The following is a 16,186-nucleotide window of genomic DNA, read 5'->3' as shown; positions in this document are numbered from 1 at the left end:
TTCTGGTTCATTCACGTTACCGTGCCGGAGACATTCAGCCTGCTCACCATTTCTCCTCATCGTCCGGGAGGTTTTCCGGTGGCTGTTTATATTTCTCGCGGCTTTTGATTTTTTCGGTCTGCCGGCTGATGATCAGCCGGGCGATGGATATAAAAACATCCGGGTAGTTTTGCGCGGCAAGAATCTCTTTCACTTTCCGTTCCGATACATCCACCTGGTACAGCAGCAGCACGAACTGCTGAAAGTCCCGCTCCACCAGTATCTCCAGTTTCTCCGCCAGTATCTTTTCAAGGTCGGCCATGCTCACGGCGGCGGGTACACGGATGCCGGCGTTTTCCTGCAGCCAGGCCCCGGTTTGCTGTAGATAACGGTCTTCCATTATTTCACCTGCTTGATCTTGTAAGAAGCGTTGGTTACGATCTTTACCGGCACTTTCAGGTCTTTTTTCAGTTGCTTTTTGCGGTTGGCGAGGTAAATATATTCCCCTTTCATTTCTGTGTTCTGTACACAAATGCTGGGCATGCCGCTTTCGCGGTTGATCAGGTAGTTGGTGGTTTGGGTGCCTTCTATGGCGGCGGTGGCCTGGATGCCTTCTTCCACGGTGAAGGTTTCCACCTTGTCTGTTTTGATATTGCCCTGGCCGTCGATCTTGGCGGTCTGGCTGTCCCAGTGCTTCAGGTTCCAGTAGAGGTCTATCCTGCCTTTCAGACCGGTGCGCAGTGGCACGCTTTCTTCCCACTGGGTGCCGTTTTTGATGCCGTGAACGGGATATACCACCAGGAGCTGTTCCAGCCAGGAGCGGAAAGCGTCGGTGCCGAACTGGTCTTTCAGCAGCTTTTTATAAGCCGCCTGTTCGTCCGATTTCAGGCTGGAAAAGGCTGCGGAGGCTTTATCCATCAGCGCGTCGAGGCCGGTAACGTTCTTGATCATGCCGGTGGACTGTATCTCCACGGTAAAAGGCTGGTCCAGTATCAGCTTCAGGGCGCCCTGGAGGGGCTCCTGGGCGTTGGCCACTTTCGCATCCACGAAAATGTTCTGGTTTTTGGCGTTGAAGTTGAATTTGATGTCTGAATAGGCCCAGTGCAGCACAAAAGAGCCGGCGCCGGTTTCGGCCACCTTCACATTCATTTTGGTGTTGTAGTCGCGGGTGGTGCGCTGGATCACATCATTTACCGTAATATAGGTTTCGCTGCGGCTCTGTTGTTGCAACTCAAACGCATCACCGGTTTTAAACTTGTAATTCAGCTCCACATAATCCTGCGCGGAGAGCGATAAAACGTAGCAGCACATGGCCAGCAGTACGGTAAGTTTCTTCATTATCCTGATAAATTGATCTACACATATTTTTCAATCACCCCCAATCCGAACAACGCAAAATCGTATTTCACGGGATCTTCAGGGTCCAGCTCGCGGAGCCTGTCTGTCAGCTCCACGGCGGTTTTCCAGCTGGCGTCTGCTTTTTCGATCAGGCCCAGCCTGGCGGCCACCCTGCTCACATGCACATCCATCGGGCATATCAGCTGGGCGGGCGAAATGTACTCCCATAATCCAAAATCCACGCCATTTTCGTCTTTCCGCACCATCCAGCGCAGATACATATTGAGCCGCTTGCAGGCGGAGTTGCGCGCCGGCGTGGAAATGTGTTTAGTGGTGCGCTCCGGGTGCTCCATCGCAAAAAACATATGCCGGAAGCCGATGAGCGCCTTTTCCACGTTAGCGTCTGCGGGTGTGATGTGCCCGCTGAATGCAAACTGCAGCGACGTCAGGTTCTGGTAATAGTGCTGCAGGAACTCCACGAAATACAACAGGTCCAGGCCGCTGAAGGTCCTGTGCTTGAAGCCCATCAGCCGCATACGGTCCCTGGGCTGGTGATGCCGGATAAAATCATACGGCGAGTCGTCAAAGAGCTCCATCAGCTCCGTACACTTGTTGATAATAGTGGTACGGTTGCCCCAGGCCAGTATGGCGGCAAAAAAGCCGGCGATCTCAATGTCCTGCAGCTGGCGGTAGCGGTGCGGGATGCAGATGGGATCCCCTTCTACAAACGCCGGCTGATTGTAATAAGCTGCCTTGGCATCTAAATATTCTCTCAGTTGTTGGGACTTCATGGCTTCTTCGGTATATGGAAACCTCCCGGTACTTCCGGGAGGCGTAGGTGTATGCGTTAAAAGTAAGTAGTTTATGCCAACTTTAAAAATCCCTGTTTATCAACCAATTGCCTCTTTCAGGTCGTTGATCAGATCTTCGGCGTCTTCGATGCCGACGCTGAGGCGTATCAGCGAATCCACCAGCCCGTTTTTCATCCGTTCCTCGCGGGGGATGGAAGCATGGGTCATGCTGGCCGGATGGCCGATCAGCGATTCCACACCGCCCAGCGATTCGGCCAGGGAAAAGAGTTTGGTGCCGCTCAGCACTTTCAGCGCGGCATCCATGCTATCGTCTTTGAGGGTGAAAGAAATCATCCCCCCGAAGCCGCGCATCTGTTTTTTAGCCACGGCATGGTTGGGATGGTCTTCGAAACCGCACCAGAAAACCTTCCCCACTTTCGGGTGCTGCCGCAGGAAATGGGCCACCGCTTCGCCGTTTTCGCAGTGCCGCTGCATGCGCACATGGAGGGTTTTTAGGCCCCGGAGCACCAGGAAGCAGTCCTGAGGGCCCGGCACCGCCCCGCAGCTGTTCTGTATAAAGGCGAGCTGCTGCGCCAGCGCATCGTTTTTCACGATCACCGCGCCATGCACCACGTCGCTGTGGCCGCCGAGGTATTTGGTGGCGGAATGCACCACGATATCGGCTCCCAGGTCGAGCGGGTTCTGCAGGTAGGGGGAAGCGAACGTATTATCCACCGCCAGCAGGATGTTCCGCTCCCGGGCCACGGCAGCACAGGCGGCGATATCGATGATGTTCAGCAGGGGATTGGTGGGCGTTTCCACCCATATCATTTTCGTACGGTCATTTACGTGCCGGCGCAGGTTATTGGCGTCCTGGAGATCGGCGAAATGGAATTTGATGCCGTAGCGGGCAAATACTTTGGTAAAAATGCGGTAAGTGCCGCCGTAAAGGTCGCTGGAGGCGATCACTTCGTCGCCCGGCTCCAGAAGCTTGATGACGGCGTCGGTCGCAGCGAGGCCGCTGCCGAAGCAAATACCATGTGTGCCGTTCTCGATGGCAGCCAGCGCGTTCTGCAGGGCGTCGCGCGTGGGGTTCTGCGTACGGGCGTATTCGTAGCCCTTATGGTCGCCCGGCGCTTTCTGCACGTAGGTGGACGTCTGGAAGATGGGTGTCATAATCGCCCCTGTTGAAGGGTCCGGTTCCACGCCGGCATGTATCAGTTTGGTGCCTAACTTCATGGTTTGCTATATTTTATGGGAATACCAAAGGTACGGAATTTGAATCTTGGGCCAGAGGGGCCTGCTTTTACGCCCGTATGCCATAACGGGATAACACATACGTAGTAGTACGCATCGCCCGCAGACCAAATACTACGGGCCTTTGCGGGGAATTTGATAACGTAAAATTATCACACCTTCCATATCCGCTCACTTACGAGGAAATTTGATGCGTTCACCAGAAACGGGTTTTCCCGTAACGGTTGTTGGCTTAATTTTACCGTAGGTTTTTCATAGGATATGGTTAAAATTTCTGAAGGCGGTATTCTTACCGCCTTTTTTCATGCACATTATCATACATTATTATAAAACAAAAAGGCAGCGGGTACCCGCTGCCTTTTTATGTTGCTGATAACAAGTGGGTTATTTCTTTTTCTTGCCGGTGTTGGCGGTTGCCGGGGTTTCAGCCCAGCGGATGGGCAGGCTTACCTGTGTTTTGTCCCAGCCCATCAGGAGGTTGGCGCCGTATCCCGCTTTTTCGAACACCATGCTGAACGCTTCCAGTTCTTCGTCCGAGGGAGTCACCGGCACGTCTGTACGCAGCAGATCGAGGGCCTGGTCGTATTTGTAAGATCCCCAGATGTCGGTTTGTTTATTGAGGATGACGGTCCATTTTGTTTCGTTGGGAATGGCATAGAGGGTATACCTTCCTTTGGGTACCAGCTTGCCCCCGATGGTCACCGGCCGGAAAAACTCGATTTCGGTGGCTTCATTCGCGCCGAGCCGCCATACTTTTCCATATTCCACCAGGTTGCCGAAAATCGGGCGCCCTTTTTTCTGCGGGCGGCTGAATACGGTACGGGCCACAAGGGTGCCGGGCTCTCCCTTTACCTTGCACACGTAAGGGTACATTACGGGGAAGTAGGCCATGTCCATGGGACTGGGGTCTACGGGCGGCATTTTCTTATCCTGTGCAGCTACCACCTGCGTGGCGGATATCAGGCACACGGCAACTAATAGCTTTTTAACTGTATTCATAACCTGTAGTACTTTTGAATGGGTGTTCATGTTAAAATCTGCCCCAAACCTACGCGTTTTTGCAAAATCCTCAAAACGCGCGGGGCGGGTGTAGACAGACGCGCGCGGAACATCCTGCCCCTATTTCATTCTTTCCAAAAACGCAGGGTAAACGTATTGTTTGGTTTCCCCGGGGATGTTCGTTAACAATTGCGGCGGTTCTGTCCCTCTTTTATAAATAGCGCTTCGGCCCCCGTTACTCCTGGTTTTTCATAAATGCCAGGGCGTCGGGGAAAAACTCGCGGTAACAGTCGCCCAGCGTCAGGTAGTGGTGTTCGAATACGCCGAAAGGGACGTCGGCCGGGTGTTCGAAATACTTCGCCCGCCGCACGATGCCCGAGAAGCTGCGGAAAATCCCGTCCCTTTCATGATAGCGGTACAGCCAGTTCTCGGTGCGCATGTATTTAAATACCTGCTGGAAGAACGGGGGCAGCAGGTGATGGTTATCCTCCAGCACGCCATACACGGAGGCTACGAACTCCTGCAGGGCCGGCAGGGTAAAATGGGTGGCGTCGTTGGCGAGGTAATGGTCGTACACCACATCCATGAATACGCCGCCGTACGGGCCGCAGCTGGGCTGGAAGATGGCTTTGGCGCGGCGGGTGGCGGGATGTTTGTCCGTAAACTCATCCAGCGCCCGGTGCATGCGGATGCCCTGCTGTATCGTATCCGGGTAGGTAAATACCTGTTTCCCCTTCACAAAATCTGCGATCATCTGCCCTACCGTGATATGCGGGTCGTTAAAAGAAAGATATGCATGCGCGAGGTAATTCATCGGTTGCTGAGCGGTATTGATAATAAATGAACGGTAAAAACCCGATAAACAAAGGGCGCCACCTTGTCGAAGATAACGATAAATAACGAGGGTGTCCGCTATCGGGAAGGGGTGTCCGCTTTTGAAACCAACGTTTTTGCGCCTACCGGTTGTCACCAGCATTCCAGTTTAACAAAGTCTTAACCTTCGCGCGTGCAACATTTGCTCTTTTCGCTCAACTGCTTTGCTGGTAAGGGTTTGAGGGGTGTTCACTAGATGCGTTTAGGTAGGTGTGGCAACACGCATAACATTGAATTAATCTTGGTAAACCAATCATAACTATTCGCTTGCCATGCGCTGCAACCGTTGGTACTTTTACATCGTCAATCAGACAAAAACAATTTAAATAACCTGGATAAAATTTTTCCGCCATGAAAAAACTTATCGCCATTCTGACCATCGCTGCAGTATTCAGCAGCAGTGCATTGTTTGCACGCGACGCAACCGTCAACAACAAAAAAGTGATGGATGCCTTTAACAAAGAATTCGTAGGAGCTTCTGATGTTTCCTGGTACAGCACCGCAGACAAGTATGTAGCCAAATTCACCATCAAGGCGTCGAAAGTGACCGCGCATTTCGACCGGGACGGCAACCTGCTGGCTACCTCCCGCTACATTACCGACACGGAATTGCCCCTGAACGTTATTACCCGGCTGATGAAGAAGTTCCCTGACCAGAAAATCCAGAACGTAGTGGAATATGAAGCCGAAGGCGCCACTACCTATGTGATCACACTGGAAAGCGACTCGCACTGGACCGTTCTGAAAGCCGCCTCCACCGGTGGCCTCACAACGCTTAAAAAATTAAGAAAAGCATAACGGCACGCCGTTCGCCGACCTGGTTTTAGTTTTAGTTATAGATCAGTATAAACCGTTCCGGTTGTTCCGGAACGGTTTTCTTTTTGCCCCCTATTTAATGCGCCATTATCTTACCTTTGCCGTTTGAAACATTTATAGTTATGAATAAAGGACCGATTTCTCAGTTTATCCAGCACCATTACCGCCACTTCAACGCTGCGGCACTGGTGGATGCAGCCAAAGGCTATGAAACGCATTTGCTGGAAGGTGGTAAAATGATGGTAACCCTCGCCGGAGCAATGAGTACGGCCGAGCTGGGTATCTCTTTCGCAGAAATGATCCGCGCCGGTAAAGTGGATATTATTTCCTGCACAGGCGCTAACCTGGAAGAAGATATCATGAACCTGGTGGCGCATACCCACTATAAACGCGTGCCCCATTACCGGGACCTGAGCCCGAAAGACGAATGGGAGCTGCTGGAAGGCGGCTATAACCGCGTAACCGATACCTGCATACCGGAAGAAGAGGCTTTCCGCCGTATCCAGAAACATATCTACAAAATCTGGAAAGATGCCGAAGCCGCCGGTGAACGCTATTTTCCCCACGAATATATGTACAAGCTGCTGCTGAGCGGGGTAATGAAAGAACATTACGAGATCGACCCCAAAAACAGCTGGATGCTGGCCGCAGCCGAAAAAAACATCCCCATCGTGGTGCCGGGCTGGGAAGACAGCACCATGGGCAACATCTTTGCCTCCTATTGCATCAAGGGTGAGCTGAAAGCTTCTACCATGAAGAGCGGTATCGAATATATGGTGGAACTGAGCGACTGGTACCGCAAGAATTCAGGCGGTAAAGGCGTGGGCTTCTTCCAGATCGGCGGCGGCATTGCCGGCGATTTCCCGATCTGCGTGGTGCCGATGATGTACCAGGACCTTGAATGGACTGACGTGCCGTTCTGGGGCTATTTCTGCCAGATCTCCGACTCAACCACCTCTTACGGCTCTTACTCCGGCGCCGTGCCCAACGAAAAAATCACCTGGGGCAAGCTGGATATCCATACACCGAAGTTCGTGATCGAATCAGACGCCACCATCGTAGCGCCGCTGATTTTCGCTTACCTGCTGGGCTGGTAAGCATATCGCCGCATCATAGCATTATTACATATAGACTCCCGAAAGGACCGCGCAAGCGGTCCTTTTTTACGCCCGGCATGCCTGCTGAACCCACTATTTTCTGCGGCTTGATAAATTAAAACCCCCTGCTTCCCGCTACCTGCTTCCGTCTAAATCCCTATCCCCGCGGTTTTAACAATTCTTTTTCCAATTACATATATAATTATTAAATATTTCTTTATGTTTGCATTACAATTGAGTTATGCATTACACTTTTGGTAGTTCTTTATAAATGCGGATAAAAATCTTTTTGCTGTTTCAAAAAAGGGCGTACATTTGACCCGCAAAGTCAAAAAGTCAAAAGGTTCTTTGCAATTCCGAGATGGCGGAACAGGATCAAAAAAGGGAAGTGATACTGGAAGCTGCGTTGAAGCGTTTCAAGCGCTTTGGCCTGGCGAAGACCACCATGGAAGAAATAGCGCGGGACCTGGAGATTTCGAAAGGCTCTTTGTATTATTATTTTCCCGACAAAGATAGGATATATGTGGCAGTGATTGAAAGGATTGTGTCACAGTGCTTTGCAGAAGTAAGCGCAACACTGGAAAGCGCAGTATCGGTGAAAGAGGTGATGGAGAAATATTTGTCGGTGAAAGAACAGATTTTACTGGACTATCATTTTCTGTTCGGCATCCACGAGTGGGTGAGCGACAAACCCAGCAGCCTGATGAGGCAGGTGGGGGATCTGGTACACCAGTCGGAGATTCGCTTTTTGTCTGCCTGGCTTCGCAAGGGGAAAGACCTTGGAGAAGTAGCAGCGGGGCATGACCCGGAAAAAACGGCCGATTTGTTGGTGCACGTGTTGTTTGGTTTGTGGGTGATCTGGTGCAAATGGCAGGCCGCAGGTTTTGAACTTCAGGATTCAGATAATATTAAAGAATTCATGAACCGGGAAAGGGCGGTATTAACCATCTTTTTCCAGGGATTGAGGTAACCCGTATCATCAGCCAGCTTCTTCTTCCCCCAATCGTTTAACGAATGTATGTAGAGCATTGTTAGCAGAATCACTTATTGATATATTAAATTAAAATTGTACGACAGATGAAAAAAATGATCGTTATGGCCGTTTTGGGCCTGATGGGCACCCAGTTTGCGAAAGCACAGGTGAAGAAAGGTAATTTCCTGCTCGGCGGCAACGTGAATGTTTCGACCAGCACCACCAAACCCGATGGTTCCGACAACAAAATCACCAACACCACTTTCGGTATCAGCCCTAAAGCTGGCTACGCACTGAGCGACAAATGGATGATCGGTGTGTTCGTTGGTACTGATTTCGGTACTGAGAAAGAAAAAGTAGGCACTGTGGAAACAAAAACACAACACACTGAATTCATGCCTGGTGTGTTTGTACGTAACTACCACCAGCTGGGCGAATCCAAATTTGCTTTCTTCGGCGAAGCAAACGTAGGTTATGGTTTCAGAACTAACAAAACCAACGGTACCGAAACTGCTAAAATCAATACCATTTCAGCCAACGTGCTGCCCGGTATCAGCTACTTCGTGACCAAATGTTTTGTACTGGAAGGTTCTTTCGGGGGCCTGAACTACTCTAACATCAGCACCGAGCCGCAACCCACCGGAACTAAGGTTAAAACCAACTCCTTCGACCTGACTTTCACTAAAGAAATCAACGTAGGCGTTAGCTTCCTGTTCTAATCGAACGCGGAATGAAATAATCAAAAAAGTGCGCCGGCCATCGGCGCACTTTTTTTTACAACTATATTTGCACCCGGATTGGGGCATAAATGACGGGCATTATCGCTACAGGAAGGAGCAGGCATGTTTTATACATGTCTAACTGATTGAAAAAGAGGGCATCATAACGGCCTTCCATTTTGGCAGAGTTTTAGCTATTATCTAATTGACCGAATAAAACAACCTAATGATGAAATTGAACCGGGTACACTTGTTACTCATGCTGGCTTCCGGCATTTTGCTGGGCAGTTGTACCGTTTATCATGATGCTTCCGGCAAACGTATTCCGCCGGGGCAGGCAAAAAAGATATACGGGACCAAGTCTGCCAAGCCTTTTGCTCCGGGTCAGCGGAAGAAACATTAAAAGTGATTGGATATGAAAAATGTGAAAAAGTTATGTGGCGTAGCGATAGCTGTTTTGTTCCTGGCTATTGGTTGTGCGGCGCCGAAGTTGCCGCCAAGGCCACCTGCTCCGCCCACACCGCCTGGCGCACCGCCGAGGCCGCCTAGTCCTCCGAAGCCGCCGAATGGGCCGACGGACGCGGAACCGCAGCAGATCACAGATCTTACCATAGCATACCCGCATCGATAACACAGGCACATTGAACGAAAGCAAAAGGGCTGTTACACCATCGCGTAACAGCCCTTTTTTTATTCGTATCGTGGGATAGTTTACCTGTTCATGGTAATGAGGAACTCCTCGTTGTTGCGGGTGCCTCTCATATGTTGCAGCATGAAGTTCATGGTTTCTTCCGTATTCATGTCCGCCAGGTGATTGCGGAGGATGTAGATACGTTGCAGCATGTCTTTTTCCAGCAGCAGATCGTCGCGGCGGGTAGAAGACGCCGTTACGTCGATAGCCGGGAAGATGCGGCGGTTGGCCAGTCTGCGGTCGAGCGCCAGTTCCATGTTGCCGGTACCTTTGAACTCTTCAAAGATCACCTCGTCCATTTTGGAGCCGGTATCGATCAGGGCGGTCGCCAGGATGGTGAGGGAACCGCCGTTTTCGATTTTACGGGCGGCGCCGAAAAACTGCTTGGGCTTCTGCATGGCGTTGGCTTCCACACCACCGCTCAATACCTTGCCGGATGCGGGCGCCACGGTGTTGTGGGCGCGGGCGAGACGGGTAATGGAGTCGAGCAGGATTACCACATCGTGGCCGCATTCCACCAGGCGCTTTGCTTTCTGCAGCGCAATGGCAGATACTTTTACGTGTTTTTCCGCAGGTTCGTCGAACGTGGAAGCAATGACTTCCGCTTTCACGCTGCGTTCCATATCGGTCACCTCTTCAGGGCGTTCGTCGATCAGCACCACCATCAGGTAAATTTCCGGATGGTTGGTGGCGATGGCGTTGGCTACTTCCTTCAGCAGCATCGTTTTACCCACTTTCGGCTGCGCTACGATGAGGCCGCGCTGTCCTTTACCGATGGGTGTGAACATGTCCATAATACGGGTAGAGTAGTTATTGGACGTGGTGGTAAGGGTCAGCTTTTCGAAGGGGAACAGCGGCGTGAGGTAGTCGAAAGGCACGCGGTCGCGCACTTCTTCGGGGCTCTTGCCGTTGATGGTCTCCACTTTCAGCAGGGCAAAGTATTTCTCGCCTTCTTTCGGCGGGCGTACGCTGCCGCGTACGGTATCGCCGGTTTTGAGGCCGAACAGTTTGATCTGCGAAGGAGACACATAAATATCGTCGGGAGAACTCAGGTAGTTATAGTCGGAAGAACGGAGGAAACCATAGCCGTCGGGCATCATTTCCAGTACGCCTTCGCTGACGATCACACCATCGAACTCGATATTGAATACAGGTTCTTTTTTGCTCGGGTACTTATTGGCCGGAGCTGCGGCTTTAGGCTGCAGTACAGGCTCCTGCACGGTTACAAAATCATCTTCCAGGTCTTCTTCTTCCGGCAGCACGATTTCTTCTTCTTCCTCTTCGTCTGAAAGAGCTGGCAGCACCAGGTCGTCGTCGTCGTCGAATGTGAGGGAAGGAATATCGAGATCAATGTCGAGCTTGCGTTTTTTGGGAGCTTCTGTCTCTTCTTCTTGTTTGGAGGATGTTTTGGTGGCGGCTTTTTTGCCTTTTTTTGCGGAAGGTTTTTCTTCGGAGGGAGTGGGTTCTGAGGGGGGCGGCGGTGTTTCTTCTTTTTTCGAGACCGGTTTCCGCTTCCTTGATTTCTTTTCGTCTCCGTTACCTTGCTGGTCTTCTGATGCTATCACGGCTTGTTTATCTAGTATTTTATAAATTAATGCTTGCTTGTCGAGTTTCTTTGGGTTTGAAATGTCCAGTTTTTCTGCAATGTCAAGCAGCTCGGGAACGAGCATGTCGTTCAATTGTAAGATGTCGTACATCATCTGCGTTTGTCAAATTTTAGAAGTGTCGTAAGGAGGGTACCACTGCATACCAACATACACCAATTAACAAATAATTGTTTTGAGTCAATAATAAAGCTTTGATCATTAAATTGATAGGGATCGCTTGAGTTAAGGACTGCTGATGAAGATGGCAAAATGGAACTTAATCAGACAGATTGTGGGTACAAGATTAAAACAAGTTTTCATAATATCCAAAAAAATGTTGATCCCTGTACATCATCTGCCAGCAGGGGTATCGACCGTTTTACCCGTCCATGAACCCCATCGATTACCCCCTTTTACATGCAAATTACCGGCCAGTTTTAGCGCGTTTTGTCTATTTTTGCAGTCAATTTCAAAAAAAATATCATTGATATGAGCCAAAGAGTAAAGATCAAGCAGATTTTGCTTAGCGACAGTACAAACTATGAAGTAACGGTAAAAGGATGGATCCGCACCTTCCGAAATAACCAGTTTATAGCTTTGAATGACGGCTCTACCAATAATAACCTGCAGGTGGTGGTGAATGAGGCGGACCTCGACCCTGCGCTGTTCAAACGCATCACCCGCGGCGCTTCCATTGCCGTTACCGGCGAAATCATTCCCTCCCTGGGCAAGGGCCAGAAGGTGGAACTGAAAACAAAACAACTGGAAATACTGGGCGACTGTGATGCGGAAGCATATCCCATCCAGCCGCAAAAACAAAGCCTGGAGTTCCTCCGCGAAATCGCGCACCTGCGCTTCCGCACCAACACCTTTGGGGCTATCTTCCGCCTGCGCCATGCGCTGGCATTTGCCGTGCATAAATTCTTCAACGAAAAAGGATTCGTGTATCTGCACACGCCCGTTATTACGGCATCCGACGCGGAAGGCGCCGGCGAAATGTTCCGTGTCACCACGCTCGACCTGAAGAACCCGCCCCGCACGGAAAACGGCGACATCGATTTTAAAGAAGACTTTTTCGGCCGTTCCACCAACCTCACCGTGTCCGGCCAGCTCGAAGGCGAGCTCGGCGCGATGGCTTTCGGCGACATCTACACCTTCGGCCCCACTTTCCGGGCGGAAAACTCCAACACCGCCCGTCACCTCGCGGAGTTCTGGATGATCGAGCCGGAGATGGCTTTTTATGACCTGAAAGACAATATGGACCTGGCCGAGGAATTCATCAAATACGTTATCCGGTATGCGCTCGATAACAACCGCGAAGACCTCGACTTCCTGGCGCAACGCCTCGTGGAAGAAGAAAAAAACAAACCCCAGGCCGAACGCAGCGAAATGGGGCTGATCGAAAAGCTGGAGTTTGTGCTCAACAACGAATTCGTGCGCATCACTTACACCGAAGCGATCGACATTCTGAAGAACAGCAAACCCAACAAGAACAAGAAGTTCCAGTACCTGGTGGAAGAATGGGGCACCGATCTGCAAAGTGAGCACGAGCGTTACCTCGTGGAGAAACACTTCAAAAAACCGGTGATCCTGACCGACTACCCGGCCGCCATCAAATCGTTCTACATGAAACAGAACGACGACGGTAAAACGGTGCGCGCGATGGACATCCTGTTCCCCGGTATCGGCGAAATCGTAGGCGGTTCGCAAAGGGAAGAGAACTACGACAAACTGGTGCGCCGCATGAACGAGCTGCACATCCCCGTGGAAGAGCTCTATTGGTACCTCGACACGCGTCGCTTCGGTACCGTGCCGCACGCAGGTTTCGGGCTCGGCTTCGAGCGCCTCGTACTGTTCGTAACCGGTATGGGCAATATCCGCGACGTGATTCCTTTCCCCCGCACACCGAAGAACGCAGAGTTTTAGTTTATAACTGTATTCACTATACGAAGGCTGTTCCTGTAAAAGGAGCAGCCTTCTTCTATTGGCCCCAGCCGTCCCGGGCCCCTCCATAACGTTGGCCCCAAACGCTCAAATACCGTGTTGTGCCGGGCACAGTCAATCTTTCTTCCTCCCTTATGGAATTTCTTTTTTTATGAATCTCCTAACAGAGCAAACAATGCAAAGTGTGTGTTATCCCACGGCAGCGGGTGTTTGTGCCCGCTGCCCGTTTTTTACCTTAAAACCTGATCTATGGCAGAAATGAATTCCTCCCACGAAACCGGCCGCCAGCGCGGCGGCAGGCGCAGCAAAAAACTGTCTACCCGCGTGGACATGACACCCATGGTAGACCTTGGTTTTTTGCTCATCACCTTTTTTATGCTTACCACTGTGCTCACCAAACCGGCGCCATGGCCCTGATCATGCCGGCCGACGGACCTCCCACGCCTGTGGGCGACAGCAAGGCGCTCACCCTGCTCATTCACGGCAACAACAGCGTATCGTGGTACGACGGACAGGGGCAGGATCCGCAGCACCCGCCCGTATTGTATGCGAGCAGCTTTTCCCTGAACGACGGCATCGGCAATGTGATACGCGCCAAACAGCAGAAGGTGGCGCAGTCCGCCGGTGATGCGGATGCGCTGGTAGTGATGATCAAGGCGGCCGACAGTGCGCCTTACCGCAGCGTGGTGGATGCGCTCGACGAAATGAAGATCAACCGGGTGGCCCGCTATGCGCTGGTGGACATTACGGCCGAAGAAATGGCGCTGCTGGAAGAACAGGAAGGAATATCGAGATGAGTTATCCGCGAAGAAATGAGCCGGGCCTGCCATGCCCGCGCGTATAACACCCGGAGACCGGAATTGTTGGAAGAACGGACCGGAATACTCAGGCGATTTTCCCTTACCTTTAGTATTCCAAAACAAAACATATGGCTACCGTTAATTCCATTCCTTCCGTTGACCTGGCGGAATTCACTTCCGGCGACTCCGCACGTAAATCGGTATTTGTGCAGAAACTCGGAAAAGCTTACGAAGAAGTAGGTTTTGTGGCCGTAAAAAACCACGGCATACCGGACAATGTAATTGCCGACCTGTACAAATATGTGCAGGAGTTCTTTCAGTTGCCTTCCGAAACCAAAAGATCGTATGAAATCCCTGCCCTGGCCGGCCAGCGCGGTTATACCTCTTTCGGTAAGGAACACGCCAAGGGCTTTGATGCCCCCGATCTGAAAGAGTTTTTCCAGTTCGGGCAAACCGTGGAAGATAACGACCCCGTGAAATCCGAATACCCGGATAATGTGCAGGTGAAAGAAGTGCCTGCTTTCACGCCCACCCTGTTCGAAGCCTACCGCGGTTTCGAAAAATCAGGCCGGGCGCTGCTGCAGGCCATCGCATTGTACCTCGGCCTCGACGAACATTATTTCGACGACAAGATCCATAACGGCAATTCCATTCTGCGGGCCATTCATTACCCGCCCATTACGCAGGAGCCGAAAAGCGCCATCCGCGCCGAACAGCACGAAGACATCAACCTGATCACCCTGCTGGTAGGCGCTTCTGCAGACGGTTTGCAGGTGCTCGACAAACAGGATAACTGGGTGCCGGTAACATCGCTGCCCGACCAGATTGTGGTGAACGTGGGCGATATGCTGCAGCGGCTGACCAACAACAAATTAAAATCCACTACCCACCGCGTGGTAAACCCGCCACGGGAAATGTGGAACACTTCCCGGTTCAGCATCCCCTTTTTCCTGCATCCCAAATCGGACATGGACCTCACCTGCCTGCCGTCGACCATAGACGCGGCACACCCCGCCGCCTACCCGCCCATCACTGCCGGCGAGTACCTCGACGAGCGCCTGCGGGAGATCGGCCTGAAAAAATAATCACAAAAAAGCCGGGTTAACGCCCGGTTTTTTTATAAGCGTGAAGTGCTGCTTTCTTTGCCCGTATCGAGCAGGCTGATGGCTTCGTTGGAAGAAACCTCCTGGCCATTGAAGATCCTGGAGAAGTAGGCCACCATGGCCGGGTTGAGCCTGAATTCGTTGTTGGGGAAATTCATGAAATAACTATGCTGCCAGCCCACCATGCTGTGGAAGTTCACATACACGGCATTCCCCGCCCGGGCGCGGGGTTTCACTTTTTCGCCCAGTTGCCTTTTCATCATCAGCAGGTGCGCGCCTTTCAGTTGAAGGTCGGTACGGTTATAATGAACATATACCTGCCGGGCGAACCCGATGCGCTCCACCCATTCCGCGTGCCGCTTCACCGGCACGCAGGCGGCGTTGATCACCAGGTTGTCGATAAAGGGCTGGCCGTTGAGGGTTCCAATGTCGAGTTGCCGTACCATTTCTTCGAGAATAATATTACCCATACTGTGGTAAAATGTGGTGAGCCTTGCACCGTCTATCCACGGGGCGCGCGCTTCCCGGGCCTGCTGCAGCTCTCTCATCAGGGCGAAGTATTGCCGTGCAGACATCTTTGCGTTATGACGGGCGAATTTGAAATTCCTGGAGGGTTTGTAGCTATTATTGATGCTGGCGTAATCGAACATGATCACGTTCACATTGTATTGTGTGGCCATCAGTTTGGCGCGGGCCACATTGGCCGGGAAAACCTTGCCCATCCCTTCCGCATACACTACGATGTCTTTCCCGCGGGGCATGTGCTCCATGGCATCTGCCAGCGAGGCGGCCTGGAATACCTGCCATTTGCCGCCGGCTTTGGCCAGGAAAAAATATTTGAGGGAAGCGGTGTCGAGGTACTCGTCCGCAAAACGAAGACTGTCCGGGTGAATGTACCGGTTGCTCACGAAAACGAGGCAGGTATCGCTTGTAACCTGCGGCAGAAGGGTTTGGGGTTGTAGGTGGAATTGCTCCCAATGCTCATTGCTATTGTATGCGGCCGACTGTGCCCGGGCTGTTACGATACTGGCAACGAGAAGGGTTGCCAACAAAAATCGCTTCATATAGATTCGATTGAGCTGTTTTTCTTTAACGCCTAAACGAAGGCATTTGTTTCGTGCTTTCACCTGTTTTCAGTACAAGTTCCATGCCCTCCTGCAAGCCCTTGAAAAACAATGGGTAGGGTGGAATTTGAAAAATTCAGTATTTTACTGGAAATT

Annotated in this window: 18 protein-coding genes; 9 read left to right on the top strand and 9 right to left on the bottom strand. The window is 51.6% G+C overall.

The features are described from left to right. Positions 1-43 precede the first annotated feature (43 nt). The 6 genes from EGT74_RS07270 to EGT74_RS07245 all read right to left on the bottom strand — a co-directional run bounded on the left by EGT74_RS07270 (position 44) and on the right by EGT74_RS07245 (position 5,178). A complete protein-coding gene (locus EGT74_RS07270; protein WP_123845853.1) occupies positions 44-379 on the bottom strand; it encodes a hypothetical protein in 336 nt (111 codons plus the stop codon). Beyond that, positions 379-1,317 (bottom strand): DUF6263 family protein, encoded by a 939-nt coding sequence (locus tag EGT74_RS07265; RefSeq protein ID WP_123845852.1) that lies wholly within the window; start codon positions 1,315-1,317, stop codon positions 379-381. Before EGT74_RS07265 ends, EGT74_RS07270 begins: the two co-directional genes overlap by 1 nt. A 17-nt stretch (positions 1,318-1,334) precedes the next feature. Then, positions 1,335-2,108, bottom strand: coding sequence for a TIGR02757 family protein (locus EGT74_RS07260; protein WP_123845851.1), 774 nt, complete (start codon positions 2,106-2,108; stop codon positions 1,335-1,337). Positions 2,109-2,207: 99 nt separating this feature from the next. After that, positions 2,208-3,347: a cystathionine gamma-synthase gene (locus EGT74_RS07255; protein ID WP_123845850.1), complete on the bottom strand. Its 1,140-nt coding sequence runs from the start codon at positions 3,345-3,347 to the stop codon at positions 2,208-2,210. Positions 3,348-3,749: 402 nt separating this feature from the next. Next, on the bottom strand, positions 3,750-4,364 hold the full coding sequence (locus EGT74_RS07250; protein WP_123845849.1) for a DUF2911 domain-containing protein: 615 nt from the start codon (positions 4,362-4,364) through the stop codon (positions 3,750-3,752). Between the two features lie 235 nt (positions 4,365-4,599). Next, a complete protein-coding gene (locus EGT74_RS07245) occupies positions 4,600-5,178 on the bottom strand; it encodes an acyl carrier protein phosphodiesterase (protein WP_123845848.1) in 579 nt (192 codons plus the stop codon). Between the two features lie 410 nt (positions 5,179-5,588). Between EGT74_RS07245 and EGT74_RS07240 the strand changes: the two genes are divergently transcribed. The 5 genes from EGT74_RS07240 (at position 5,589) to EGT74_RS26870 (ending at position 9,245) form a co-directional block, all read left to right on the top strand. Next, complete coding sequence (locus EGT74_RS07240; protein WP_123845847.1) at positions 5,589-6,035, top strand: PepSY-like domain-containing protein; 447 nt, start codon at positions 5,589-5,591, stop codon at positions 6,033-6,035. Positions 6,036-6,175: 140 nt separating this feature from the next. Further along, positions 6,176-7,150: a deoxyhypusine synthase family protein gene (locus EGT74_RS07235; protein WP_123845846.1), complete on the top strand. Its 975-nt coding sequence runs from the start codon at positions 6,176-6,178 to the stop codon at positions 7,148-7,150. A gap of 388 nt (positions 7,151-7,538) precedes the next feature. Then, positions 7,539-8,120 (top strand): TetR/AcrR family transcriptional regulator, encoded by a 582-nt coding sequence (locus EGT74_RS07230; RefSeq protein ID WP_158618048.1) that lies wholly within the window; start codon positions 7,539-7,541, stop codon positions 8,118-8,120. A gap of 107 nt (positions 8,121-8,227) precedes the next feature. After that, positions 8,228-8,842, top strand: coding sequence for an outer membrane beta-barrel protein (locus EGT74_RS07225; protein ID WP_123845844.1), 615 nt, complete (start codon positions 8,228-8,230; stop codon positions 8,840-8,842). Between the two features lie 226 nt (positions 8,843-9,068). After that, a complete protein-coding gene (locus EGT74_RS26870) occupies positions 9,069-9,245 on the top strand; it encodes a hypothetical protein (RefSeq protein WP_158618047.1) in 177 nt (58 codons plus the stop codon). Here the strand turns inward: EGT74_RS26870 and EGT74_RS26865 are convergent. Together EGT74_RS26865 and rho are read right to left on the bottom strand one after the other, a co-directional pair. Next, the gene (locus EGT74_RS26865) at positions 9,242-9,454 is read right to left on the bottom strand and encodes a hypothetical protein (RefSeq protein ID WP_158618046.1); all 213 of its coding nucleotides are present in this window, start codon (positions 9,452-9,454) and stop codon (positions 9,242-9,244) included. The two genes, EGT74_RS26870 and EGT74_RS26865, sit on opposite strands and share 4 nt — an antisense overlap. 99 nt (positions 9,455-9,553) lie before the next feature. After that, the gene (gene rho / locus EGT74_RS07215; protein ID WP_123846842.1) at positions 9,554-11,230 is read right to left on the bottom strand and encodes a transcription termination factor Rho; all 1,677 of its coding nucleotides are present in this window, start codon (positions 11,228-11,230) and stop codon (positions 9,554-9,556) included. Between the two features lie 378 nt (positions 11,231-11,608). Here rho and asnS point away from each other — a divergent pair, with 378 nt between their 5' ends. The 4 genes from asnS to EGT74_RS07195 all read left to right on the top strand — a co-directional run bounded on the left by asnS (position 11,609) and on the right by EGT74_RS07195 (position 14,948). Further along, positions 11,609-13,045, top strand: a complete 1,437-nt coding sequence (gene asnS / locus EGT74_RS07210) for an asparagine--tRNA ligase (RefSeq protein WP_123845843.1) — start codon at positions 11,609-11,611, stop codon at positions 13,043-13,045. Positions 13,046-13,312: 267 nt separating this feature from the next. Continuing rightward, positions 13,313-13,480 (top strand): ExbD/TolR family protein, encoded by a 168-nt coding sequence (locus EGT74_RS07205; RefSeq protein ID WP_123845842.1) that lies wholly within the window; start codon positions 13,313-13,315, stop codon positions 13,478-13,480. Continuing rightward, on the top strand, positions 13,471-13,860 hold the full coding sequence (locus EGT74_RS07200; RefSeq protein WP_123845841.1) for an ExbD/TolR family protein: 390 nt from the start codon (positions 13,471-13,473) through the stop codon (positions 13,858-13,860). The genes EGT74_RS07205 and EGT74_RS07200 overlap by 10 nt, the downstream gene beginning before the upstream one ends. 131 nt (positions 13,861-13,991) lie before the next feature. Further along, complete coding sequence (locus EGT74_RS07195) at positions 13,992-14,948, top strand: isopenicillin N synthase family dioxygenase (protein ID WP_123845840.1); 957 nt, start codon at positions 13,992-13,994, stop codon at positions 14,946-14,948. A gap of 32 nt (positions 14,949-14,980) precedes the next feature. Here EGT74_RS07195 and EGT74_RS07190 read toward each other — a convergent pair whose 3' ends face one another. Then, a complete protein-coding gene (locus tag EGT74_RS07190; protein ID WP_123845839.1) occupies positions 14,981-16,030 on the bottom strand; it encodes an alpha/beta hydrolase in 1,050 nt (349 codons plus the stop codon). Positions 16,031-16,186: the final 156 nt, after the last annotated feature.

This window comes from Chitinophaga lutea (genome assembly GCF_003813775.1).
GTDB classification, from domain to species: domain Bacteria; phylum Bacteroidota; class Bacteroidia; order Chitinophagales; family Chitinophagaceae; genus Chitinophaga; species Chitinophaga lutea.
Note: the sequence above shows the minus strand (reverse complement) of the source record. Positions and strands in the feature narration are given on the sequence as shown.

Excerpts from the sequence above, each read along its gene's own strand:
- EGT74_RS07190 (WP_123845839.1), bottom strand. The coding sequence starts at position 16,030 with ATGAAGCGATTTTTGTTGGCAACCCTTCTCGTTGCCAGTATCGTAACA.
- EGT74_RS07265 (WP_123845852.1), bottom strand. The coding sequence starts at position 1,317 with ATGAAGAAACTTACCGTACTGCTGGCCATGTGCTGCTACGTTTTATCG.
- EGT74_RS07255 (WP_123845850.1), bottom strand. The coding sequence starts at position 3,347 with ATGAAGTTAGGCACCAAACTGATACATGCCGGCGTGGAACCGGACCCT.
- EGT74_RS07240 (WP_123845847.1), top strand. The coding sequence starts at position 5,589 with ATGAAAAAACTTATCGCCATTCTGACCATCGCTGCAGTATTCAGCAGC.
- EGT74_RS07200 (WP_123845841.1), top strand. The coding sequence starts at position 13,471 with ATGGCCCTGATCATGCCGGCCGACGGACCTCCCACGCCTGTGGGCGAC.
- rho (WP_123846842.1), bottom strand. The coding sequence starts at position 11,230 with ATGTACGACATCTTACAATTGAACGACATGCTCGTTCCCGAGCTGCTT.
- EGT74_RS07235 (WP_123845846.1), top strand. The coding sequence starts at position 6,176 with ATGAATAAAGGACCGATTTCTCAGTTTATCCAGCACCATTACCGCCAC.
- EGT74_RS26870 (WP_158618047.1), top strand. The coding sequence starts at position 9,069 with ATGATGAAATTGAACCGGGTACACTTGTTACTCATGCTGGCTTCCGGC.
- EGT74_RS07245 (WP_123845848.1), bottom strand. The coding sequence starts at position 5,178 with ATGAATTACCTCGCGCATGCATATCTTTCTTTTAACGACCCGCATATC.
- EGT74_RS07195 (WP_123845840.1), top strand. The coding sequence starts at position 13,992 with ATGGCTACCGTTAATTCCATTCCTTCCGTTGACCTGGCGGAATTCACT.
- asnS (WP_123845843.1), top strand. The coding sequence starts at position 11,609 with ATGAGCCAAAGAGTAAAGATCAAGCAGATTTTGCTTAGCGACAGTACA.
- EGT74_RS07225 (WP_123845844.1), top strand. The coding sequence starts at position 8,228 with ATGAAAAAAATGATCGTTATGGCCGTTTTGGGCCTGATGGGCACCCAG.
- EGT74_RS07250 (WP_123845849.1), bottom strand. The coding sequence starts at position 4,364 with ATGAATACAGTTAAAAAGCTATTAGTTGCCGTGTGCCTGATATCCGCC.
- EGT74_RS07270 (WP_123845853.1), bottom strand. The coding sequence starts at position 379 with ATGGAAGACCGTTATCTACAGCAAACCGGGGCCTGGCTGCAGGAAAAC.
- EGT74_RS07260 (WP_123845851.1), bottom strand. The coding sequence starts at position 2,108 with ATGAAGTCCCAACAACTGAGAGAATATTTAGATGCCAAGGCAGCTTAT.
- EGT74_RS07205 (WP_123845842.1), top strand. The coding sequence starts at position 13,313 with ATGGCAGAAATGAATTCCTCCCACGAAACCGGCCGCCAGCGCGGCGGC.
- EGT74_RS26865 (WP_158618046.1), bottom strand. The coding sequence starts at position 9,454 with ATGGTAAGATCTGTGATCTGCTGCGGTTCCGCGTCCGTCGGCCCATTC.